General features: G+C 71.4%; 22 protein-coding genes and 1 tRNA gene. 8 read left to right on the top strand and 15 right to left on the bottom strand.

The window, feature by feature from the left end; translation table 11 throughout:
• Nucleotides 1–110: 110 nt before the first annotated feature.
• Nucleotides 111–2,600, bottom strand: coding sequence for a chitinase C-terminal domain-containing protein (locus ACIO5D_RS20240; RefSeq protein WP_400796771.1), 2,490 nt, complete (start codon nt 2,598–2,600; stop codon nt 111–113).
• Between the two features lie 272 nt (nt 2,601–2,872).
• Between ACIO5D_RS20240 and ACIO5D_RS20235 the strand changes: the two genes are divergently transcribed.
• Nucleotides 2,873–2,959: transfer RNA gene (locus ACIO5D_RS20235), tRNA-Leu, on the top strand.
• 67 nt (nt 2,960–3,026) lie between these two features.
• Here ACIO5D_RS20235 and rdgB read toward each other — a convergent pair.
• From rdgB to ACIO5D_RS20215, 4 genes are all read right to left on the bottom strand, one after another.
• Entirely contained in the window at nt 3,027–3,632 is a 606-nt protein-coding gene (rdgB, locus tag ACIO5D_RS20230) for an RdgB/HAM1 family non-canonical purine NTP pyrophosphatase (protein ID WP_400655603.1), read from the bottom strand.
• Between the two features lie 30 nt (nt 3,633–3,662).
• Nucleotides 3,663–4,052 (bottom strand): hypothetical protein, encoded by a 390-nt coding sequence (locus ACIO5D_RS20225; protein WP_363606660.1) that lies wholly within the window; start codon nt 4,050–4,052, stop codon nt 3,663–3,665.
• A gap of 172 nt (nt 4,053–4,224) precedes the next feature.
• Nucleotides 4,225–4,950, bottom strand: coding sequence for a ribonuclease PH (rph, locus tag ACIO5D_RS20220; protein WP_400655600.1), 726 nt, complete (start codon nt 4,948–4,950; stop codon nt 4,225–4,227).
• Between the two features lie 100 nt (nt 4,951–5,050).
• Nucleotides 5,051–5,284, bottom strand: a complete 234-nt coding sequence (locus ACIO5D_RS20215) for a glucose PTS transporter subunit EIIB (protein ID WP_030060521.1) — start codon at nt 5,282–5,284, stop codon at nt 5,051–5,053.
• A gap of 403 nt (nt 5,285–5,687) precedes the next feature.
• Between ACIO5D_RS20215 and ACIO5D_RS20210 the strand changes: the two genes are divergently transcribed.
• The 4 genes from ACIO5D_RS20210 to ACIO5D_RS20195 all read left to right on the top strand — a co-directional run bounded on the left by ACIO5D_RS20210 (nt 5,688) and on the right by ACIO5D_RS20195 (nt 11,841).
• Nucleotides 5,688–6,977, top strand: coding sequence for a PTS transporter subunit EIIC (locus tag ACIO5D_RS20210; protein WP_363606657.1), 1,290 nt, complete (start codon nt 5,688–5,690; stop codon nt 6,975–6,977).
• Between the two features lie 858 nt (nt 6,978–7,835).
• On the top strand, nt 7,836–9,107 hold the full coding sequence (locus ACIO5D_RS20205) for a PTS transporter subunit EIIC (RefSeq protein ID WP_363606655.1): 1,272 nt from the start codon (nt 7,836–7,838) through the stop codon (nt 9,105–9,107).
• 407 nt (nt 9,108–9,514) lie between these two features.
• Nucleotides 9,515–10,558 (top strand): LLM class flavin-dependent oxidoreductase, encoded by a 1,044-nt coding sequence (locus ACIO5D_RS20200; RefSeq protein WP_363606653.1) that lies wholly within the window; start codon nt 9,515–9,517, stop codon nt 10,556–10,558.
• Nucleotides 10,555–11,841 (top strand): LLM class flavin-dependent oxidoreductase, encoded by a 1,287-nt coding sequence (locus ACIO5D_RS20195; protein ID WP_400759167.1) that lies wholly within the window; start codon nt 10,555–10,557, stop codon nt 11,839–11,841. Before ACIO5D_RS20200 ends, ACIO5D_RS20195 begins: the two co-directional genes overlap by 4 nt.
• A 52-nt stretch (nt 11,842–11,893) precedes the next feature.
• Here ACIO5D_RS20195 and ACIO5D_RS20190 read toward each other — a convergent pair whose 3' ends face one another.
• Nucleotides 11,894–12,967, bottom strand: a complete 1,074-nt coding sequence (locus tag ACIO5D_RS20190) for a helix-turn-helix transcriptional regulator (RefSeq protein WP_363606650.1) — start codon at nt 12,965–12,967, stop codon at nt 11,894–11,896.
• Between the two features lie 142 nt (nt 12,968–13,109).
• Between ACIO5D_RS20190 and ACIO5D_RS20185 the strand changes: the two genes are divergently transcribed.
• Entirely contained in the window at nt 13,110–14,024 is a 915-nt protein-coding gene (locus ACIO5D_RS20185; protein WP_400655590.1) for a branched-chain amino acid transaminase, read from the top strand.
• 36 nt (nt 14,025–14,060) lie between these two features.
• Here the strand turns inward: ACIO5D_RS20185 and ACIO5D_RS20180 are convergent, their stop codons facing one another.
• Together ACIO5D_RS20180 and ACIO5D_RS20175 are read right to left on the bottom strand one after the other, a co-directional pair.
• Entirely contained in the window at nt 14,061–14,807 is a 747-nt protein-coding gene (locus tag ACIO5D_RS20180; protein ID WP_363606647.1) for an MBL fold metallo-hydrolase, read from the bottom strand.
• Between the two features lie 185 nt (nt 14,808–14,992).
• A complete protein-coding gene (locus ACIO5D_RS20175) occupies nt 14,993–15,184 on the bottom strand; it encodes a MerR family transcriptional regulator (protein ID WP_363606646.1) in 192 nt (63 codons plus the stop codon).
• A gap of 185 nt (nt 15,185–15,369) precedes the next feature.
• Here ACIO5D_RS20175 and ACIO5D_RS20170 point away from each other — a divergent pair, with 185 nt between their 5' ends.
• Nucleotides 15,370–15,810: a type II toxin-antitoxin system PemK/MazF family toxin gene (locus ACIO5D_RS20170; RefSeq protein WP_400796767.1), complete on the top strand. Its 441-nt coding sequence runs from the start codon at nt 15,370–15,372 to the stop codon at nt 15,808–15,810.
• A gap of 36 nt (nt 15,811–15,846) precedes the next feature.
• Here ACIO5D_RS20170 and ACIO5D_RS20165 read toward each other — a convergent pair whose 3' ends face one another.
• From ACIO5D_RS20165 to clpS, 7 genes are all read right to left on the bottom strand, one after another.
• The gene (locus tag ACIO5D_RS20165; RefSeq protein WP_400655586.1) at nt 15,847–16,815 is read right to left on the bottom strand and encodes a PLP-dependent cysteine synthase family protein; all 969 of its coding nucleotides are present in this window, start codon (nt 16,813–16,815) and stop codon (nt 15,847–15,849) included.
• An 89-nt stretch (nt 16,816–16,904) separates the two neighbouring features.
• On the bottom strand, nt 16,905–17,183 hold the full coding sequence (locus tag ACIO5D_RS20160) for a MoaD/ThiS family protein (protein WP_350544771.1): 279 nt from the start codon (nt 17,181–17,183) through the stop codon (nt 16,905–16,907).
• A 102-nt stretch (nt 17,184–17,285) separates the two neighbouring features.
• The gene (locus ACIO5D_RS20155) at nt 17,286–17,405 is read right to left on the bottom strand and encodes a putative leader peptide (protein WP_363606640.1); all 120 of its coding nucleotides are present in this window, start codon (nt 17,403–17,405) and stop codon (nt 17,286–17,288) included.
• Between the two features lie 139 nt (nt 17,406–17,544).
• Nucleotides 17,545–17,976 (bottom strand): Mov34/MPN/PAD-1 family protein, encoded by a 432-nt coding sequence (locus ACIO5D_RS20150; protein WP_400655583.1) that lies wholly within the window; start codon nt 17,974–17,976, stop codon nt 17,545–17,547.
• A gap of 55 nt (nt 17,977–18,031) precedes the next feature.
• Nucleotides 18,032–19,474: an amino acid permease gene (locus tag ACIO5D_RS20145; protein WP_363606637.1), complete on the bottom strand. Its 1,443-nt coding sequence runs from the start codon at nt 19,472–19,474 to the stop codon at nt 18,032–18,034.
• A gap of 186 nt (nt 19,475–19,660) precedes the next feature.
• Entirely contained in the window at nt 19,661–20,239 is a 579-nt protein-coding gene (locus ACIO5D_RS20140) for a DUF2017 domain-containing protein (protein WP_363606636.1), read from the bottom strand.
• Between the two features lie 57 nt (nt 20,240–20,296).
• On the bottom strand, nt 20,297–20,590 hold the full coding sequence (gene clpS / locus ACIO5D_RS20135; protein ID WP_363606635.1) for an ATP-dependent Clp protease adapter ClpS: 294 nt from the start codon (nt 20,588–20,590) through the stop codon (nt 20,297–20,299).
• A 145-nt stretch (nt 20,591–20,735) separates the two neighbouring features.
• On the opposite strand from clpS, the gene ACIO5D_RS20130 reads away from it, so the two are divergent.
• Complete coding sequence (locus ACIO5D_RS20130) at nt 20,736–22,052, top strand: nicotinate phosphoribosyltransferase (RefSeq protein WP_400655581.1); 1,317 nt, start codon at nt 20,736–20,738, stop codon at nt 22,050–22,052.
• Nucleotides 22,053–22,153 lie beyond the last annotated feature (101 nt).

Below are 22,153 nucleotides of genomic sequence, written 5' to 3'. Positions count from 1 at the left end.
GGTCCGGCGTCTCCCCGGGCAGACGGCAGCGGTGGCGGCGCACCCCCCGACCGGGTGCACCGCCACCGCCGTCTCTCACCTCAGAGAGCCATGCTCATCGGATCGACCGATCAGCAGGTCCCGAGGTCGCTCCAGACCCCCCAGGCACCGCTGGCGCTGGGGTCGTCGCCCTTGGTCCACCACTTGTTCTGGTAGTAGTGGCCCTTCCACGACACCTTGGTGGTGCTCGCGTAGGAGGTGTCCGCGTCCCAGCTCGGCGCGCCCGTGCAGGCACCCGGGGTCGGCGTGGCGGTCGCGGTCGCCGTGGCGGTGGCGGTCGCGGTGGCGGTCGGCGAGGCGGTCGGCGACACGGTCGCGGTGGCCGTCGGGGTCGGGGTCGGCGACGGGGTGCCACCGTCCACGGCGCCCCGGGTCAGGTCGCCCTTCAGGCCGTACAGCGTGCCGCCGACGTTGACCGTCCAGTTGGACGGGGTCGTCACCGGCAGGTAGTAGACGAAGTCCATGTCGATCGACGCGCCCGGCGCCAGCGACTGCCAGCCCGGCAGCTTGACCGACACCCGGTTGTAGGTGCCCTTGAGGCCGCCCACGTTGCCCGGGCCCGGGTTGTCCTGCTTGATGACCTGGAGCCCGAAGCCGGACTGGTCCTTGGCGTTGCCCGGAGCCGAGTTGCTGTAGTCGAACTGGAACTCGGTGCCGCCCGGCAGGGTCAGCGCCGAGTTGTTGACGATGTGGATCTTCGGGTTGATCGGGTAGTTGGAGTCACCCAGCGCGAAGTTGGTGAACGACACGTCGATCGGCAGGGTCTGCTGCGGCAGCGCGATCGTCGAGCGGGTCGCACCGTACGGCGAGGCCGCCTTGAACTTGTCGTACATCAGCGAGGTCAGCGTCGAGCCCGGCACGTACTGGCCCTTGCCGCCGTTGGCGGTCGCGTCCCACTTGTAGTCGCCCGCGAGCTCCCAGATCATCGCGCCGCCGGCGCCCTGGTTGACGATGTAGTCGGCCTTGGCGCCCACCGACTGCTCGTCCTCGGTGGAGAGGAACACCTTCTTGGTGTCGTTCCACAGCCACGGCGCCACCAGGGTGGAGCTGTAGTTGCGGGTGTAGGTGCCCTGGAGCGCGGTGTCCTTCACGCCGTACTTGGAGAGGTAGTCGGGCACGATGCCCTTCTCCAGGTTCTTGGCGTGCCACATCGGGTTCGAGCCCGCCGGGGACTCCTTGCCCGCGTCGTCCTTGTCGTTCCAGATGTTGTCGATGCCGACGGCGCCGTCACCGCACGCGGTCAGACCCGAGCCCACCGGGCAGGTGGTCGCGGACGCGGTGCCCCAGAGGCCGTTGGTGCCGCCGGTGACGTTCTTGAAGCCGCGGCTGTAGTACGGCAGGCCGACGTTGATCCGGCCGCCCGGCATCGCGCCGCGGAAGTAGTGGTACGACCAGTCGGCGTTCAGATAGCCGATGCCGCCGTACTGGCCGGTGCCGTACACGTTGGCCGCCGCCAGCTCGCCGTCCTTGCCGTCGTCGAACAGCGAGGCGTTCGGGCCGACGTACTTGTTCCAGGAGCCGTGCAGGTCGTACGACATGATGTCGACGTAGTCCAGGTACTGCGCGATCTGGAAGGTCTCCATGCCGCGCAGCAGGTAGCCGGACGACGGGGCCGCGACCGAGAGCAGGTAGTGCTTGCCGTCGGTGGCGCCGGCCCGGTCGAGCTTCTCCCGCAGCGTCTTCATCAGCGCCGCGTAGCCCTTGGCCAGCGAACCGCGCTTGCTGTTGGCGAGCTGCCAGTCCAGCGGGTTGCCGGCGTCCTTCATCGAGGTCGGGTACTCGTAGTCGATGTCGACGCCGTTGAAGCCGTACTTCTTGATGAAGTCGACCGCCGAGCTGGCGAAGGTGTCGATGCCCGCCTGGTTGACGCTGCCGTCCGGGTTGACGGTCATCGAGTAGAAGCCGCCGCTGTTGACGCGCTTACCGTCGTCACCGAAGTACCCGCCGGTCTCGGTCCAACCGCCCACCGAGATCATGGTCTTGACGTTCGGGTACTGCTTCTTGTACTTCGTCAGCAGGTTGAAGTGGCCCTTGTAGGGCAGCGACGGGTCCAGCTCGGCGCCGGGCACGCCCGGGAAGGAGATCCCGGTGGCCTCGTTCTTGTCGTTGTCGGTGCCGACGGACAGCTTGTTGTCGCCGCCGACGTGCCCGAACGCGTAGTTCAGGTGGGTGACCTTGTCCCAGGGGACATCGCTCACCAGGTAGGGCTGCGTACCGTCCTTGCCGGTACGCCAGCCGGTGAAGTACCCGATGATGCGGCGCTGGTGGTCCGCGCCCATCTTCTCGCGGCCGGCGGTGTCGTAGACGTTGCAGTACGGAACGTCCACGCCGGGCGTCTGGTACATGCCGTCGGGACGACAGGCGGCGTTGTCGACGGTGGCGGACGCCTGCGAGGGCGCCGCGCCGAGCGTCGCCAGCAGCAGACCGGCCAGACCGGCTGCCGCCAGCGAGGCCACGCCTGCCCGGGCGGCCGGGTTCTTGCGGCGGCGAACAGCGGTGGGACGCTGCTCCGCCGTGGTTCTGATCAACACTCGGTCCTCCGGGAGAGAGTGTCGGCGCATGCCTGTGGGGGAGCACGCACGTGGGGGATTACAGATTGGCGCTGAAGCTATGTGGTCTGAACCACATAGGTCAATAGGTCTGTACCAATTGGTAATCAAATCCCAAACATCGCCGGTCAACCACGCACTCACCGGGGGTCAGGTCAAGGGCCCGCCGAGGGCCCGGCGCGGACCCGGCCGGGGGGCCGCCGGAGACCCGCCGCCGACCACGCCGGGGAAAGGGTGGTGCGACCGCACGCATGGTCCCAGTAGCATGAGAGGCAATGGTGTAAGCGGCCTTGGCGGAATTGGCAGACGCCTGGGTTTTAGGTGCCCATGGGAGAAATCCCGTGAGGGTTCGAGTCCCTCAGGCCGCACCAGCCTTCACATCGAAGGCCCACCCGGAGGCGATCTCCGGGTGGGCCTTCGTCGTTCTCCGAGGCCTCGTCAGCCGAGGAGGTCCTTCACCACCGGGGCGAGGGCACGGAAGGCCTGACCGCGGTGGCTGATGGCGTTCTTCTCGTCCGCCGTCAGCTCCGCGCAGGTGCGGGCCTCACCGAGCGGCTGCAGGATCGGGTCGTAGCCGAAGCCGCCGTCACCCGCGGGGGCGGTCCGGAGGGTGCCGAGGAGACGGCCCTCGACGACCCGCTCGGTGCCGTCGGGGAGCGCGAGGGCGGCCGCGCAGAAGAAGTGGGCGCCGCGGTGCGGGGCGTCGATGTCGGAGAGCTGGGCGAGCAGCAGGTCGAGGTTGGCGCGGTCGTCGCCGTGCTTGCCGGCCCAGCGGGCCGAGAAGATGCCGGGGGCACCGTTGAGGACGTCCACGCAGAGGCCCGAGTCGTCGGCGACCGCGGGCAGCCCGGTGGCCCGCGCCAGGGCGTGCGCCTTCAGCAGGGCGTTCTCCGCGAAGGTGACACCGGTCTCGCGAACGTCCGGGATCTCGGGGTAGGCGTCGGCGCCGACCAGTTCGACGTCCAGGCCGGCGGCGCCGAGAATGGCGCGAAGTTCGGCTACTTTGTGCTGGTTACGGGTGGCGAGGATCAGTCGGGTGGACATGCCCCCACCCTAGCCAACCGTCACCGCCGGTCAGCTGCCGCAGACCTGCGTGAGGTTCCCGGCCGCGTCGCCCAGCGGCTTGAGGTCCGGGACCTCCTTGTCGTTGACGGCCTTCTGGACCTTGTCGACCTGGGTCTGGAGGTCGCTGATGGCCTTGGCGACATCGGTGTCCTTGGAGTTCCTGCCCAGTTGGTCGAGGTCGTTCTTCAGCTTCTGCAGGGCCTGCCCGGCGGCGGCCGCGTCATTGCTTGCGTTGTCGTAGGCGCTGGTCACGTCGGCGAGGTCGCCGGTGATCCGGACCGCGGTGTTGCCGCAGTCGAGGGCCTTCTGGGCGGCGGAGCAACTGACCGCGCTGAGCGGGAGGATGGCGATCAGGCCGGCCACGGCGAGGGTGGCGGGGCGGGCGATGCTCGGGGGCATCCGGTCCTCCTGGGTGCGCGGGTTCCGAAGGGAGGGGACGCGCGCCGAGGGGTGCGCGGTTCCCGCAACGGGGGTGCTGCGGGAACCGTACGGGCTCCGGGCCCGGCCTGTACAGCAGCGACGCCGTACAACCGGCCAGGCACCGGGGCCCGTTGGGCGGCCGGGGAGCGGCTCAGCCCTCCAGCACCTTGCGCTGGATCTCGTCGAGTTCGGCGCAGCCGAGGGTGCCCAGGTCGAGGAGCTGGTCGAGCAGGGCGCGGTCGAAGGGGGCTCCTTCGGCGGTGCCCTGGACCTCGACGAAGCGGCCGTCGGAGGTGCAGACGATGTTCATGTCGGTCTCGGCGCGGACGTCCTCCTCGTACTGGAGGTCGAGCATCGGGACACCGTCGATGATGCCGACGCTGACGGCACTGACGCCGCCGGTGATGGGCTGGCCCTTGGCGCGGAGGATCTTCTTCTCGCGGGCCCAGGAGACGGCGTCGACGAGGGCGACGTAGGCGCCGGTGATGGCGGCGGTGCGGGTGCCGCCGTCGGCCTGGAGGACGTCGCAGTCGAGGACGATGGTGTTCTCGGCGAGGGCGCGGTGGTCGATGACCGCGCGCAGGGAGCGGCCGATGAGGCGGCTGATCTCGTGGGTGCGCCCGCCGATGCGGCCCTTGACGGCCTCGCGGTCGCCGCGGGTGTTGGTGGCGCGCGGGAGCATGGAGTACTCGGCGGTGACCCAGCCCTCACCGCTGCCCTTGCGCCAGCGGGGGACGCCTTCGGTGACGCTGGCGGTGCACAGCACCTTGGTGTCGCCGTAGGAGATGAGGACGGAGCCTTCGGCGTGCTTGCTCCAGCCCCGTTCGATGGTGATGGGGCGGAGCTGGTCGGGGGTGCGGCCGTCGATGCGTGACATAGGCATCGAGCGTAGTCGCTTCGCACGGGTGCCCCGGGGATGCCTCGGCCCGCCGACCTGGGGTCGGCGGGCCGGGGAGGGCGAGCCCGGTGGGCTCAGCTCACATCATGTCCTCGATGTCGGCCGCGATCGGGTCCGCGTCGGTGCCGATGACGACCTGGATGGCGGTGCCCATCTTGACGACGCCGTGGGCGCCGGCGGCCTTCAGGGCTGCCTCGTCGACGAGGGAGGCGTCCTTGACCTCGGTGCGCAGGCGGGTGATGCAGCCCTCGACCTCTTCGATGTTGTCGATGCCGCCCAGACCGGCGACGATCTTCTCAGCCTTGCTGGCCATCTGATTTCTCCCTCTGTCTCGGCCCGTCGGCTGCTCTGCCGGGTGCCGTCCTGCGCTGTGCGGGGGTACCCCGGCCGAAGACCGGGGAGGATCGCTGTCGGTGCTGATGCGGATTCAGCCGTCGTCGCGCCGCGCGGCAGCGCGACAAGCATCACCCGAGCAGGACCGATCTGCCACGTTAGTCCACTTTTGGCCCATTCCGACGCGCACGGTCTGGATCTTCGTCCGAGGATGACGACCAGTGGGGCTTGCGCCCCGGCGCGCGCGGCCTGCAACCCAAAAGTGGTCTACACCAATATATGGGTACTCCGATGAACGCAGGAAGCGCCCCGGGCGTTCCTGAGCCCCGTCCGAGGGTCCCCCACGGGGCCAGCGATCGGCAACTGCTCTCGGAGGGCCAGGGATGAGTTCGGCAGGCGCCACAGCCCCGCAGACCACGTGGTGGCACACCTTCTACGGCGGACTCCAGAAGATGGGCCGCTCGCTCCAGCTGCCGGTGGCGGTCCTGCCGGCGGCGGGCATCCTCAACCGGCTCGGCCAGGACGACGTCTTCGGCAAGGACGGCCTCGGCTGGGACGACGTGGCCAAGGTCTTCGCGGCGGCGGGCGGCGCGCTGCTGGACTCCTCGCTGGGGCTGCCGCTGCTCTTCTGCATCGGCGTCGCGATCGGCATGGCGAAGAAGGCGGACGGCTCGACGGCGCTGGCCGCCGTGGTCGGCTTCCTCGTCTACTACAAGGTGCTGCACGCCTTCCCGGAGCACTGCAAGCCGCCGACGGTACTGGTCAGCGACCAGTGCGTGGACTACACCTCGGCGCGGGCGGCGGCGGCGACGTACCAGAACCCGGGGGTGCTGGGCGGCATCCTGATCGGCCTGATGACGGCCTGGCTCTGGGTCCGCTTCCACCGCACCAGGCTGGTGGACTGGCTGGGCTTCTTCAACGGCCGCCGCCTGGTGCCGATGATCACCGCCCTGGTCGGCCTGGCCACCGCGTGCGTCGCCCTCTGGGTCTGGCCGCCGATCGGCCGCGGCCTGACCGACCTCAGCCAGGACCTCTCCGACCTGGGCGCGGGCGGCGCCGGCATCTTCGGCCTGGCCAACCGCGCGCTGCTGCTGATCGGCATGCACCAGTTGCTGAACACCTTCGTCTGGTTCCAGTTCGGTGACTTCACCAAGCCCGACGGCAGCATCGTCCACGGCGACATCCCGCGCTTCCTGGCGGGCGACCCCACCGCGGGCCAGTTCACCTCCGGCTTCTTCCCGATCATGATGTTCGCGCTGCCCGCCGCCGCGATGGCCATCGCCCACTGCGCCAAGCCGCACCGCCGCAAGGAGATCTACGGCCTGATGACCTCGGTGGCGCTCACCTCCTTCGTCACCGGCGTCACCGAACCGATCGAGTACTCCTTCGCCTACATCGCCCCGGCGCTGTACGGCGTGCACGCCGTACTGACGGGTGCGTCGATGGCGGTGACCTGGGGCCTCGGGGTGCACGACGGCTTCAGCTTCTCGGCCGGCCTGATCGACTACGTGATCAACTGGAGCCTGGCCACCAAGCCCTGGCTGATCATCCCGATCGGGCTCTGCTTCGCCGCCGTGTACTACGCGCTGTTCCGGTTCATCATCCTGAAATTCGACCTGAAAACCCCCGGACGCGAGGACGACAGCGAGATCGAGGACGTGACCAAGGCATAAACCGAGCGTCACCACGCGCCATCCGAAAAAGGCCTCCGGAGCATCGGCCCGGGGGCCTTCGGCATATCCGAAAAGAGCCGGTTCCGATGGCCACGAAAAGGACGGAGATATCCCTCCCAGGGTGATCCGGGGCCCGCCGGACGCCCGGGGCCCGGAGCCGGACCGGCCGTGGGCGGCCTGCCCCGGGGCCGCCGGAGCGCCCACGGCGGCGGGAGCGGGCCCGGGTGGGGGGAGAGATCACCACCGCCGGCGATACCGCGTTCGGCAATCGGCCACCGCCGCCGCCCCCGGGCGCTACCGCCGGTTTCACCGAGAAGGCGGGACACCTGCGCCGAGACCGATCTCAATGTGTCAGGAAATACCGGGCACCCGGACGGGGGCGGGCGGCGTCCCGCGATCACGCCGACGATCGCCGCCGCTGACCGGCGACGGTCCCGGCCGGCCCGCCGCCGACCGCGGCCGCCACCTCACCCCGCGCCCGGCCCCGCCGTCCGGCCCGCCCCACCGAGTCGGACCCCGACCCGGACCGAGGTCCGCCGGCACCGCCCGGCCCGGCCGACCATTCGTCCACTGTCCGGCCCCGTCCGGGCCTCCGCGCACCACCCGCCGAGCGCCCGGGCCTTTTTGTTGCGCAAATAGCCAAAATCCCAATCACGGCGGGTAATCATGATCGTTGATCCGCAAGTAGGTTTCGATTTCATAGCGCTTCTCACCAGCACCGCTTTCAGGGGTTCCCCCCCTTCTCCACCCGTGCTACAAAACTGGTCTACACCACGTGTGGTGTAGACCAGTTCGCGGTTCGGCCCCCTGTGCACCTACCCCCGACCGACCCGCCCCTGTCGTTAGGAACCCACCCCCATGAGTCAGTCTGCGCAGGCACCGGCGCCCGCCGCGGCTCCGGCCACGCCAAGTCCCACCAAGAAGTTCGGCCAGAACCTGCTTCAGGGTCTGCAGAAGATCGGCCGCAGCCTCCAGCTCCCGGTGGCCGTGCTGCCGGCAGCGGGCATCCTGCTGCGCCTCGGCCAGCCCGATGTCTTCGGCGCGGACGGCCTCGGCTGGGGCAAGGTCGCCAAGGTCTTCGCCACCGCCGGTGACGCCGTGTTCGGCAACCTCCCACTGCTGTTCTGCGTCGGCGTGGCGATCGGCTTCGCCAAGAAGGCGGACGGTTCCACGGCGCTGGCCGCCCTGGTCGGTTACCTCGTCTACCACAACGTGCTCACCGCCTTCCCGATGGACGGGACGGTCACCGCGGCGCTGCCCGACGGAAAGCCGCAGAACCCCGGCGTCTTCGGCGGCATCGTGGTCGGTCTGCTCAGCGCCATGATCTGGCAGAAGTACCACCGCACCAAGCTCGTGGACTGGCTGGGCTTCTTCAACGGCCGCCGCCTGGTCCCGATCCTGATGGCCTTCGTCGGCACCCTGCTGGGTGTCGTGATGGGTCTCGCCTGGGGCCCGATCGGCACCGGCCTGACCAACGCCAGCGACTGGCTCACCGGCCTCGGCGCCGGCGGCGCCGGGATCTACGGCGTCGCCAACCGCATGCTGATCCCGGTCGGCATGCACCAGTTCCTGAACACCTTCTTCCAGCAGCAGGTCGGCAGCTTCACCGACGCCTCCGGCCAGGTCTGGACCGGCGACATCCCGCGCTTCTTCCACGGTGACCCGAGCGCCGGCCAGTTCATGTCCGGCTTCTTCCCGATCATGATGTTCGGCCTGCCGGCCGCCGCGATGGCCATCGCCCACTGCGCCCGCCCCGAGCGCCGCAAGGCCGTCGTCGGCATGATGATCTCGGTCGCCCTGACCAGCTTCGTCACCGGTGTGACCGAGCCGATCGAGTTCTCCTTCATGTTCATCGCGCCGGTGCTGTACGTCATCCACGCCCTGCTCACCGGTCTGTCGATGGCCGTGACCTGGGCCGTCGGTGTCCACGACGGCTTCGGCTTCTCGGCCGGCCTGATCGACTACCTGCTCAACTGGAACCTCGCGACCGACCCGTGGCTGATCATCCCGATCGGCCTGGTCTTCGCCGCGCTGTACTACTTCCTCTTCCGCTTCGCGATCATCAAGTTCGACATCAAGACCCCCGGTCGCGAGGACGACGACGAGATCGAGGACGTGACCAAGGCCTGACGCCGAGGATCACCCCGCACCACTCACGACCCCGCCCCGCCGCTCGCTCCCCCGAGCGGCGGGGCGGGGTCGTCCCGTCTCCGGCCGTCCCGGATCCTGGCCCGCCCGGCGAGACGGTGGTTGACGAACCGGCAAGATCGCTGGTCAACTGAAGCGGTGAACGCCCCGCGCATTCTGGTCACCCGCAGCCACATCGACTTCGGTCGGGTGTGGTCCGCGGCGTGTTGCGCCTGACCTGACCGTTCCCCCGCCGCCGCCCGGCTGACGACCCCGCCCGGCCCGGCCCCGTTGCTTCCCGCCTCTCGTGTCCGCCCGCTCTGTCCGGGCCACCGCCACGTACCCCCGCGTGCCCGCGCAGGTCCGACCCGTGCCCGCACGCACCCGCACGAGGAAAGTCAAGGCCTCACATGCCCCGCCAGTTGCACCTTTCCGCTGCCCTCGACAGCCCCGGCCACGTCGATGCCGGGCACTTCGCGGCCCTCGCCCGCCTCGCCGAACGGGCCACCCTGGACTTCGCCACCCTCGACGACTCGTACACCCCCGAGCCGCGCCGCCTCGACGCCCTCGCCACCTTCTCCCGGCTGGCACCGGTCACCGGCGGCCTCGGCCTCGTCCCCACCGTCACCACCACCCACACCGAGCCGTTCCACACCTCGGTCTCCGTCAACACGCTGGACTGGGTGAGCGAGGGCCGGGCCGGCTGGCTGGTCGGGGTCTCCGACACGGAGGCGGAGGCCAGGGCCTTCGGCCGGCGCGCCGTCGCCCCGGCCGACGTGCTCTGGGCCGAGGCCGCCGACGCCGCCGAGGTCGCCTCCCGGCTCTGGGACAGCTGGGAGGACGACGCGGAGATCCGCGATGTCGCCACCGGCCGCTTCATCGACCGCGACAAGCTGCACTACATCGACTTCGAGGGCCCGCACTTCTCCGTTCGCGGGCCGTCCATCACCCCGCGCCCGCCGCAGGGCCGCCCGGTCATCGTGGTCCCGGTCGCCGCGGCGGACCTCGCGCCGGACGCCCCGGCCGGCGCCCGCGCCCGGGTCCGCACCGCGGCCCGGTACGCGGACGTGGTCCTGCTGGACGCCCCCGGCCCGGCCGCCCGGCTGACCGCCGCCACCGAACTGCGGCTGCACGCGGGCGAGAGCCTGCGGATCCTCGCCCGGATCGACGCCGCGCTCCCCGACGCGCCCGCGGCCCGCGCGCTGGTCGCGGAGATAGCCGGGAGCGGAGGCGGCGTGGACGGCTTCCATCTGGTGCCCGCCGAACCGGCCCGTGACCTGGCCGCCCTCGCCGACGACGTGGTCCCGGCCCTGCGCGAGCGCGGGCTGTTCCGCACCCGCTACACCGGCCGCACCCTGCGCGACCACCTCGGCCTGGTCCGCCCCGCCAGCCGCTACGCCCTCTCCAGCACCGCCGCCCCCGCTGCCGCCGCCCCCGCCGAGGTGACCCGATGACGGACCGACCGCTCAAGCAGATCCACCTCGCCGCGCACTTCCCGGGCGTCAACAACACCACGGTGTGGACCGATCCGGCCTCCCGGAGCCAGATCGAGTTCTCCTCCTTCCGCCATCTCGCCGAAACCGCCGAGCGCGGCCGGTTCGACTTCTTCTTCCTCGCCGAGGGCCTGCGGCTGCGCGAGCTGAAGGGCCGCATCCACGACCTGGACGTGGTCGGGCGCCCCGAGTCGATCACCGTGCTCAACGCGCTGGCCGCCGTCACCACCCACCTCGGGCTGGCCGCCACCGTCAACGCCACCTTCAACGAGCCGTACGAGCTGGCCCGGCGGTTCGCCTCGCTCGACCACCTCTCCGGCGGCCGGGCGGCCTGGAACGTGGTCACCTCCTCGGACGCCTTCACCGGTGAGAACTTCCGCCGCGGCGGCTATCTCGCCCGCGCCGACCGCTACTCCCGTGCCGCCGAATTCGTCCAGCTGGCCCGGGAGTTCTGGGACGGCGAGGAGGAACCGGTGCGGCACCGCGGCCCGCAGTTCGAGGTCGAGGGCAGGCTGTCGCTCCCCCGCCCGCCGCAGGGCCATCCGGTGGTGATCCAGGCCGGGGACTCCGACGAGGGGCGGGAGTTCGCCGCCTCGGCCGCCGACGTCATCTTCAGCCGGCACTCCACCCTCGCCGACGGCCAGGCCTTCCACGCCGACGTCAAGCGGCGGCTGGCCGGGTACGGGCGCAAGCCCGACGAGCTGAAGATCATGCCCGGGGTCACCTACGTCCTGGGCGACACCGACGCCGAGGCCGCCGAGCGCGCCGCCGAGATCCGCCGCGCCCAGGTCGGACCGCAGACGGCGATCGCCTTCCTGGAGCAGGTCTGGGGCATCGACCTGTCCGACCACGACCCGGACGGTCCGCTGCCCGCCGTGGACCCCGACCCGGACAGCACCCTCGTCCAGGGCCGGGTCAGGGCCGGGAACCCACTGGAACTCGCCGCCCGATGGCGTGCGGTGGCCGCCGAGAAGAAACTGACCAGCCGCGAACTGGTGATCGAGCTGACCGGGCGGCAGTCCTTCATCGGCTCGGCCGAGACGGTCGCCGAGCAGCTCAACGGCTATGTGCAGAACGACGCGGCGGACGGCTTCATCCTCGTCCCCCACCTCACCCCCGGCGGCCTGGACGACTTCGTCGACCAGGTGGTGCCGCTGCTCCAGGAGCGCGGGGTGTTCCGCACCGAGTACACCGGGACGACGCTGCGCGACCACCTCGGCCTGCCCGTGCCCGGACGGCGCTGAGCCGAACGCACCCGCACCGCGGCCCGCCTCGGATCCGGGCTCAGATCCCGCCTCAGATCCGGCCGAGGCGGGCCGCGTGCACACCGGCCTGGAAGCGGCTCTCCGCTCCCAGGCCGGCGGTCAGTTCGGCGACCAGCCGGCGCACCGTACGCTCGGACACCTCCAGCTTGCGGGCGATCGCCGCATCGGTACGGCCGGCCGCGAGCAGCCGCAGCACCTCCAGATGACGGTCGGTCATCTCCGTCGCGTCGGAGAGGAGTTCCGGCGGCGTCCAGGCGGCCGACCAGAAGTACTCGAACAGCTCCGCCACCAGTGCGACCAGGGCCGGTTCGCGGACCACCACGGCCGCCTCCGCCACCGGGGCGTCGCCGTCCGGACCGGCGCCCGGCGCGGGCAGGATCGCCAGCCGGGCGTCCACCACGATCAGCCAGAGCGGCAGCGAGTGGGCGGCCCTGATCCTGGCCCCGGCGCCGGTCAGCTCCCGGACGTGCGCGAGCACGGCGGGCCGGCGCAGCGCGGCGGCCGGGTAGATGGTGCGCAGGGCGGCGCCGTGGGCGAGGGCGAGCCGTTCGCGGGCCAGCTTGCCGGCCAGGGCCGGACCCGACAGGTCCTGGCCCGGGCGCAGGGAGAGCGCCTCGGTGCGGGCACCGCGGGCCGCGTCCTCCAGCAGGGCGGCGATCCGGTCGGCCCCGCGGACGAGCTCGAGGGCGGTACCGGCGTGGTGGCGGTGCTGGACCGGCAGGTAGCCGGTGTGCAGGCGGTCGACGGAGTCGCGGGCCCGGCGCAGGGCCGTGACCAGGGCGCCGACCTGCTGGTCGGCGTCGAGGAGCAGTTGGCGGACGGCCGTGTCGACGGAGACCGCCGCATGACCGGCAGCGTGATCGCCGACGCCGTCGGCGCCCTGGCCCGGCCCCCGACCTGCGCCCCGACCTGCCTCCTGGCCCGCGCCCCGACCGCCGGCCGTCGGCTGGAGCAGGCCGAGCGCGAGGAGCTCGCCGGTCGCGGCGGCGAGGCGGCTCTCGTCCCAGCCCAGGCCGAGGGCGACGGCCGGGCGTCCCGGCTCGGCGAGCAGGCGGGCGTAGAGCAGGGTGGCGTCACTGTCGGGGCGGCCGTCGGGGCTCTCCATCAGCGCAGCGTAGTGAGGGGGCGGCGGGTGGGTCCGGGGTTTCCGAGGAGCGAGACGGCCGCCCCTTCCGCTCCCGGTCATGGCCGGTTCCGGCAGCGCCGGGGCGGCTGACCCGCGGTCCGGCGGTGGCCAGGATGGGCCCATGGCTCTTCCCGAAGCTTCGACGATCTGGTTGGACGGCGCACTGGTGCCCTGGCAGGAGGCGCGGGTGCACGTCCTGACGCACGGACTGCACTACGGCACAGGGGTACTGGAGGGCACCAGGGTGTTCGCGACGGCGGACGGCCCGGCGGTGTTCCGGCTGCCCGAGCATCTGCGCCGGCTGGAGCGCAGCGCCCGCATGCTGCGCATGGAACTCCCCTACACCGTGGACGACTTGACCAAGGCAACGATCGAACTGGTGCGCGCCAACGGCCACCGGTCCTGCTATCTGCGGCACTTCGCCTTCCTCGGCTACGGCTCGATGGGGATGGACATGCGCTCCTCCCCCGTCTCGACGTCGATCGCGAGCTGGGAGTGGCAGTCCCAACTCCCCGAAGCGGAGGCGGGGATCAGGGTGAAGACGAGCAGCTGGCGGCGGAACGACCCGAACACGGTGCCGCCCGCCGCGAAGGCGACCGGCCCGTATCTGAACTCGGTGCTGGCCCGCCGGGAGGCGACCGACGCGGGGTACGACGAGGCGCTGCTGCTCGGCCCGGACGGCTCGGTGAGCGAGTGCACCGGGGAGAACGTGTTCGCGGTGCGCGACGGGGTACTGCGTACCCCACCGACCAGCGCGGGAGCGCTGGAGGGGATCACCCAGGACACGGTGCTGGCGCTGGCCCGGGGCCTGGGGGTGGAGGTGCGGGTGGAACGGCTGCTGCGCTCGGATCTGTACGCGGCGGACGAGGTGTTCGTCTGCGGGACGGCGGCCGGGGTGGTCCCGGTGCGGTCGCTGGACGACCGGGAGCTGCCGGCCGCGCCCGGCCCGCTGACGGCCCGGCTGCGGGCGGCCTACGAGGCGGCGGTCTCGGGCGCCGATCCCCGGTACCGGCACTGGCTGACCCCGGTGGAGTGAACCCGCCCGGAGGCCGGACGGTCTCCGGGTGCGGACTCAGATCTCGTACACCGCGCCGGCCCGGGCGACCTCGACCGGGCCGGCGAAGGCCTCGGCGGCGTCCCGCAGGTTGTGCTCGGCGTCGGTCCACGGCGGGATGTGGGTGAGCACGAGGCGCCGGGCGCGGGCGGCGGTGGCGTGTTCACCGGCCTCACGGCCGTTGAGGTGGACGGCGCGGTAGGTGTCCCGGCCGTCGAGGTAGGCGGCCTCGCAGAGGAAGAGGTCGCTGTCGCGGGCGAGCTCGACGAGTTCGGCGCTCTCCCCGGTGTCGCCGGAGTAGACGAGGGCCCGGCCGTTGTGTTCGAGCCGGAAGGCGAAGGCGTCGACCGGGTGGTTGACCTGCGCGACCCCGATCCGCAGCGGGCCGAGGTCGAAGCCGCCGGGAGTGAGGGTGCGGAAGTCGAAGACCTCCTTCATGCCGGGGTCCTCCGGCATGTCGTAGGCGCGGGCGAGCCGTTCGGCGGTCCCGGCCGGGCCGTAGACCGGCATCGGGTCGGGACAGCCCCCGGCACGGTAGTTGCGCGCGACCCAGTAGGCGCAGAGGTCGATGCAGTGGTCGGCGTGGAGGTGGCTGAGCAGGACAGCGTCCACCTCGTAGAGGTCGGCGTACTTCTGCAGGGCGCCGAGCGCGCCGTTGCCGAGGTCGAGCACCACCCGGTAGCCGTCGGCCTCGACGAGGTAGCTGGAGCACGGCGAGTCGGCGGACGGGAAGCTCCCCGAGCACCCCACCACGGTCAGTTTCATCCGAGCCCCTCCGCCCCGACACGTCCTGGCTGCTGCTGGTCAATGGCAGTACGGGCCGGTGAACCGGCCGGTAGCACTGCGTTCGCGTGTCGAGAGTAAGGGGGGAGCGGCACTTTGCCCCCGTCTCCGTGCCGCGCTGTGGCTGGAATCACCAGAACGCCTGGGCCGGGGGCGGCGTCTCCGGTTCAGCGGTGGCCGGGGCGCCTGCGGGCCCAGGTCCTGATCGTGGCGGGGTACCAGCGGGGGTGGCCGCTGCCGTCGACGACGTCGGGGGCGGGCAGCAGGCCGTGCCTGCGGTAGTTGCGGACGGTCTCCGGCTGGACCTTGATGTGGCGGGCGATCTCGGTGTAGGTCCACAGGTCGGTGCTGTGCCTCACGGGGTCACTCCGTTTGCGTCGGGAAACGTTCGTGAGCAGCCTTTCCGGGGGCCGGGGGCATCCTCGCCCAAGATCGGACTCTGTGGTCATTCCGTGACGAACCGGAAGCAGAGTCCGGACAAATACCCGGCCGCGGCGACGGTCACAGTGGTGCGGGGAGCCGCGTGCCCGGTACGGTCGGCCGCATGACTGGCATCTGGGTGGTCCTGGCGGTGGCGGCGGTCGCGGCCCTGGCCTTCGTCGTGTCGGCGCTGGTCCGGCGGGCCCGGCAGGCGCCCGCACCGGCCGCGCCACGGCCGGCGAAGGGCCGTCCCGGACCGGCGCCGCAGGAGATCTGGTGGGCCGAGGTCCCGTTCGAGGACGGCCCGGGGTCGAAGGACCGCCCCTGTCTGGTGCTTCGGGTGAACGGCCGGGTCGCGACCGTCGCGAAGATCACCAGCAAGCACCACGCCGACCGCCCCGGGGTGCTGCCGCTGCCGCCCGGCACGGTGGCCGACCGGCAGGGCCGGAGCAGCTGGCTGGAGACCGACGAGCTGCGCGAGGTGCCGCTCTCGGCCTTCCGCCGCCGGGCCGGTGCGGTGGACGGGCAGACCTGGGCCCGGGCCCGGCACGCGGCCGGGGTCTAGCGGTCGGGCCGTCCGGCCCGTCCGGCGGGAAGGGCCCTACGCCCAGAGCTGGCCCTGAAGGGCCTCGACCGCGTCCTCGGTGGTCTCGGCGGTGTAGATGCCGGTGGAGAGGTACTTCCAGCCACCGTCGGCGACCACGAAGACGATGTCGGCGCGGCGGCCGGCCGCGGCGGCCTTGCGGCCGGCGCCGATGGCGGCGTGCAGGATGGCGCCGGTGGAGACGCCGGCGAAGATGCCCTCCTGCTGGAGGAGCTCGCGGGTGCGGCGGACGGCGTCGGCGGAGCCGACCGAGAAGCGGGTGGTGAGCACCTCGGCGTCGTACAGCTCGGGGACGAAGCCCTCGTCGAGGTTGCGCAGACCGTAGACCAGGTCGTCGTAGCGGGGCTCGGCGGCGACGATCTGCACGCCGGGGACCTTCTCGCGCAGGAACCGGCCGACGCCCATCAGGGTGCCGGTGGTGCCGAGGCCGGCCACGAAGTGGGTGACGGTGGGCAGGTCGGCGAGGATCTCGGGCCCGGTGGTGGCGTAGTGGGCACCGGCGTTGTCCGGGTTGCCGTACTGGTAGAGCATCACCCAGTCGGGGTGCTCGGCGGCGATCTCCTTGGCGATCCGCACCGCGGTGTTGGAGCCGCCGGCAGCCGGGGAGGCGATGATCTCGGCGCCCCACATGCGGAGCAGCTCGCGCCGTTCCTCACTGGTGTTCTCGGGCATCACACAGACCATCCGGTAGCCCTTGAGCTTGGCGGCCATGGCGAGCGAGATGCCGGTGTTGCCGCTGGTGGGCTCCAGGATGGTGCAGCCGGGGGTGAGCCGGCCGGCGGCCTCGGCGCGCTCGATCATGTGCAGCGCCGGGCGGTCCTTGATGGACCCGGTGGGGTTGCGGTCCTCCAGCTTGGCCCAGAGGCTCACCAGGCCGTCGGCGTTGCCGGGGAGCGCGGCGGAGAGTCGGGGCAGGCGGACCAGCGGGGTGTTGCCGACGGCTTCGAGCGGGCTGTCGTAACGCAAGGGGGCCTCCGGCAACGGCGGTGAGGGTCGGGTGCGGCGGCTCTCCCGCCCGCGCCGCCCGGTGGGCGATCGGGCGGGAGAGCGGGAGGTCAGCGGGCGCCGCCGGCCACGGCGGGCAGGATGGTGACGCTGTCACCGTCGGCGAGGGCGGTGGAGATGCCCTCCAGGAAGCGGACGTCCTCGTCGTTGAGGTAGACGTTGACGAAGCGGCGCAGCTCGCCGCCGTCCAGCAGGCGGGCGGCGATGCCCGGGTGGCGGGCGTCGAGGTCGTGGAAGAGTTCCCCGAGGTTGCTACCGGTGCCCTCGACGGCCTTGGCGCCGTCGGTGTAGGTGCGGAGGATGGTCGGGATGCGGACCTCGATGGCCATGGGTGCGCTCCTGTGCGAGTGGTGGGGTGGTGGGCCGCAGCGGACGCGGCAGGGCGGGGTGGGCCCGGGGCCTGGGGCCGACGGCGGGCCTGGACGGGCGGCTCAGCGCGAGCGCGCCGGCGTGCCGGGACAGATCGCACTGGCGAGCCGGCACAGGTCGACGTGCAGGCGCGCCACAAGGCGGATGCCCGGGGCCTGGTTGCTCACATCGACGGAACGCATGGACTCATCGTATAGATTCCCGGGCCCGCTCCGACATGCCCGTCTCGGGATCCGGATGTTTCCGTATCTGCTGCTGAGACAGCACGGCCCGCCGACCGCTTCGCGGACAGTCGGCGGGCCCCGCCCAGGTGGGTGCTGGTCAGGCCGGGTAGGCCTCGACTACCTGGACGTCTTCCTCTGTGATCGCGCCGTCCACGATGCGGAACGAGCGGAACTGGTACGGGTCGTCCGCGCCGTTGCCCTCGGCGGTGGAGACCAGGACGTAGTGGGCGAACGGCTCGGAGGCGTAGCTCACGTCGGTGCGCGACGGGTAGGCCTCGGTGGCCGTGTGCGAGTGGTAGACGATCGCGGGCTCCTCGTCCCGGTCGTCCATCTCGCGGTAGAGCTTGAGCAGGTCACCCGAGTCGAACTCGTAGAAGGTGGGCGACCGGGCGGCGTTGAGCATCGGGATGAACCGCTCCGGCCGTCCGCTGCCGGCCGGTCCGGCGACCACGCCGCAGGCCTCGTCCGGATGGTCGGCGCGGGCGTGGGCGACGATCGCGTCGCGCAGTTCTCGGGTGATGGTCAGCATGCGGCCAGGATAGCCACGCCCCGGCCGGTGTCCGCCGGGGCGTCCACGGCCCGGCTCAGCCGCTGTCGCCGACGTGCAGGTGGTCATGGGCGGTGCCGTGGACGGCCTGCGGGCGGGTGCGCTTGAGCACCTGGTAGCCGACGACCAGGAGCACGGCCCAGACCGGGAAGACGTAGAGCGAGATCCGGCTGATCGGGTCGAAGGCGATCAGCACGACGACCAGGGCGAGGAAGGCGAGAGCGGCCCAGCTGCTCCAGACACCGCCGGGCGCCTTGAAGCTGGGCGGTGGCAGGTGGCCGTTCCGCCAGGCCCGGCGGTAGCGGATCTGGCAGATCAGGATCATCGCCCAGGTCCAGAGCCCGCAGACGGTGGCGACCGAGGTGATGTACTCGAACGCCTTGGCCGGGACCAGGTAGTTGAGCACCACGCCGACGCCCATCAGCAGCGAGGAGACGGTGATCGCGACGGCGGGGGTGCGGCGCGCGTTGAGGCCGGTGAGCCGGCCGGGGGCCTGGCCGCGCAGGGCGAGGTCGCGCAGCATGCGGCCGGTGGAGTACATGCCGGAGTTGCAGGAGGAGAGCGCGGCGGTGAGCACCACGAAGTTGATGATGCCGGCCGCGGCCGGGATGCCTATCTTGCCGAAGGCGGCGACGAACGGGCTGACGCCGGGCTGGAATTCGGTCCACGGCACCAGCGCGAGGATGATCGTCAGGGCGCCGATGTAGAACAGCACGATGCGCCAGGGCAGGGTGTTGATGGCCCGCGGCAGGGTCTTCTGCGGGTTCTCGCTCTCCCCGGCGGTGACGCCCACGAGTTCGACGCCGAGGTAGGCGAACATCACGATCTGCAACGTCATCACGGTGGCGCCGATGCCCTTGGGGAAGAAGCCGCCGTTGTCCCAGAGGTGGGTGATCGACGCGGTGTCACCGGCTTTGCTGAAGCCCAGGGTGAGCACGCCGATGCCGATCAGGATCATGCCGATGATGGCCGTCACCTTGACCATGGAGAACCAGAACTCGATCTCGCCGAACAGCTTCACCGAGATCAGGTTGGCCGCGTACAGGATGACCAGGAAGGTCAGCGCGCTGATCCACTGCGGGATGTCGGGCGCCCAGAACCGTATGTAGACGGCGGCGGCGGTGGTTTCCGCCATGCCCGTGACCACCCAGAAGAGCCAGTACGTCCAGCCGGTCACATAACCCGCGAAGGGGCCGAGGAACTCCCGCGCGTACTCCGCGAAGCTGCCCGACACCGGGCGGTAGGTGAGCAGTTCGCCGAGGGCCCGCATGATCACGAAGATCACCACGCCGGCGACGGCGTAGGACAGGATCAGGCTCGGCCCCGACCTGGAGATCGCCGTGCCCGCACCGAGGAAGAGGCCGGTGCCGATGGCGCCACCGATGGCGATCATCTGGATCTGGCGACTGCCCAGCCCCCGCTGGTAACCCTCCTCGTCCGGCTTGGCGTCGACGACTTCGTCGTAGAGCTGTTCGGCCATGGTTCACCGTCCTGGGTGGGTCTCGTGGGGAGGAGGAAGTCGTACCACGCAGGCTCCGAATAGCGGTGTTCATCTGAGCGACATTTGAGCATGACCTGGTAGGTTTTCGCCCGTTTTAGACAGAAATGCCCCGACCATCGGTCCATCATGTGGACAGATGGTCGGGGCGGCCCGGCGGCGGGAGAATCAGTCCGCGATCGCCTCCAGCAGCGACTCCTGGAGTGCGCCCAGCCAGAGGTAGGCCATCACCAGCGGCTTGCGCTCGTCGGTGTCCGGCAGGTCGTACAGCCCCTGCTCGTCCTCCTCGGTGACCTCCAGCCGCACGCCCAGCGTCAGCCGCAGGTCGTTGAGCGCGCCCAGCCAGCGCAGACCGTCGGCGGCGGCCAGCTTGAGCACCCCGCCCTCGCCGCCCAGCCCGTCCAGGGCCCGGACCACGTGCAGCGCGTCCTCGCGCTTGCGGGCGCGCAGGTCCAGCTCGGTGTAGCGGCGGAACTCGGCGGAGGCCACCTTGTCCTCGGCCTCCTCGGGCCGCTCCGGATCGCCGTACGCGTCCGGGAAGAGCCTGGCCAGCGCCGGATCGGCGGGCGCCTCCGTGGGCCCCTCGGCGAACAGCGCGGCCAGCGGGTCGCCGCCGCCCTCCGCCGCCGGGCCGGGGCCGATCAGCTCCAGCATCTGCACCTCCAGGGAGCGCAGGATGGAGGCCTCCAGCTCGTCCAGCGCGATCGCCGCGCTCCCGCCGCCGGCACTCTCGAACAACCCAGCCATCTGTATCGGTCAGCCCGTCTCGTCGATTCGGTGGTGTGCGGAGCCCGCGCCGGCGGGTCAGTCGTGCTGCAGGGTGGCCCAGAGGCCGTACCCGTGCATCGCCTGGACGTCACGCTCCATCTCCTCGCGGGAGCCGCTGGAGACCACTGCCCGGCCCTTGCTGTGCACCTCCATCATCAGCTTCCTCGCCTTGTCCTTCGGGTAGCCGAAGTAGGCCTGGAAGACGTGCTGGACGTAGCTCATCAGGTTGACCGGATCGTTGTGCACGATGGTCACCCAGGGCGTGTCCGGCTCCACCACCGGCAGGCCTTCGACCTCCGGGCGCTCGATCTCCGCGGGCGCGACACTCACCGCTGGGTCCTCCCTCGCTGTGCTCTCTCCCACATGCCCTTCCAGCCCCCATGCTGCCATCCGGGGGACCCGCGGGCGATTCCGCCCCAGGTACCGCGAACGAGAAATCGTCACTCTGACGCTAAGTGGTAGTAGCATCATCCACATGGACGCCACTTCCGTGCGCGCGGCCGGCTCGACCGCGCTGTTCACCGATCGTTATGAGCTCACCATGCTGCAGGCAGCCCTGCGCAGCGGGGCCGCGCACCGCCGCTCCGTCTTCGAGGTGTTCACCCGCCGGCTCCCGAACGGCCGGCGCTACGGCGTGATGGCCGGCACCGGCCGGGTGCTGGACGCCGTCGAGGACTTCCGTTTCACCGCCGCACAGCTCGACTGGCTGGCCGGCCAGGGCGTGGCCGACGAGGACACCCTGCGCTACCTGGCCGACTACCGGTTCACCGGTGACATCCACGGCTACCCGGAGGGCGAGGTCTACTTCCCCGGATCGCCGCTGCTCACCGTCGAGGGCACCTTCGCCGAGGCGGTGATCCTGGAGACGGTGATCCTCTCCATCCTCAACCACGACTCGGCGATCGCCGCCGCCGCCTCCCGGATGACCGCCGCCGCCGGCGGGCGCCCCTGCATCGAGATGGGTGCCCGGCGCGCCCACGAGCACGCCGCCGTCGCGGCAGCCCGGGCCGCCTACGTGGCCGGCTTCGGCGCCACCTCCGACCTGGAGGCCGGCTTCACCTACGGCATCCCGACCACCGGCACCGCCGCACACGCCTTCACCCTGGTGCACGACAGCGAGCGCGACGCGTTCCGGGCGCAGATCGCCTCCATGGGCAAGGGCACCACCCTGCTGGTCGACACCTTCGACCTGCGCGAGGCGGTGCGCACCGCCGTCGAGGTGGCCGGACCGGAGCTGGGCGCGGTCCGGATCGACTCCGGCGACCTCACCCTGCTGGCCCACCGGGTCCGCCGCCAGCTGGACGAGCTCGGCGCCGAGCGGACGAAGATCATCGTCACCTCGGACCTGGACGAGTACGCGATCGCCGCGCTGGCCGCCGCACCCGTGGACGGCTACGGCGTCGGCACCAGCCTGGTCACCGGCAGCGGCCACCCGACCTGCGCGATGGTCTACAAGCTGGTCGCCCGGGCCACGTCGGCGGACGGGCCGCTGGCCCCGGTGGCCAAGCGCGCGGCCGGCGGCAAGACCAGCATCGGCGGCCGCAAGTGGGCGGCGCGCCGGCCCGACGGGGAGGGCGTCGCCGAGGCCGAGGTGGTCGGCACCGGGCCCGTCCCGGCCGGGCTGGAGCCGCACCTGATGCAGGTGCCGCTGGTCCGGGCGGGCGAGGTGGTCGGCCGGGAACCCCTGAGCGCGGCCCGCGAGCGGCACGTCCGGGCCCGGGCGGCGCTGCCGCTGTCGGCCACCCAGCTGTCCAAGGGCGATCCGGTGCTGCCCACCGAACTGATCGTCTGAACGTTCGAACGCAGGTCTCGCGCGGAGGCGGCGGGCCCGGGCCTTCCGCCTCCGCGCGCCACTCCCTAGAGTCAGCCGTAGAGTTCCCGCGGAGCTCCCGA

It is taken from the genome of Kitasatospora sp. NPDC087315, from assembly GCF_044744345.1.
In the GTDB taxonomy this organism is placed as follows: domain Bacteria; phylum Actinomycetota; class Actinomycetes; order Streptomycetales; family Streptomycetaceae; genus Kitasatospora.
The sequence above is the reverse complement of the archived record's forward strand: the minus strand, read 5'-3'. Positions and strand labels throughout refer to the sequence as shown.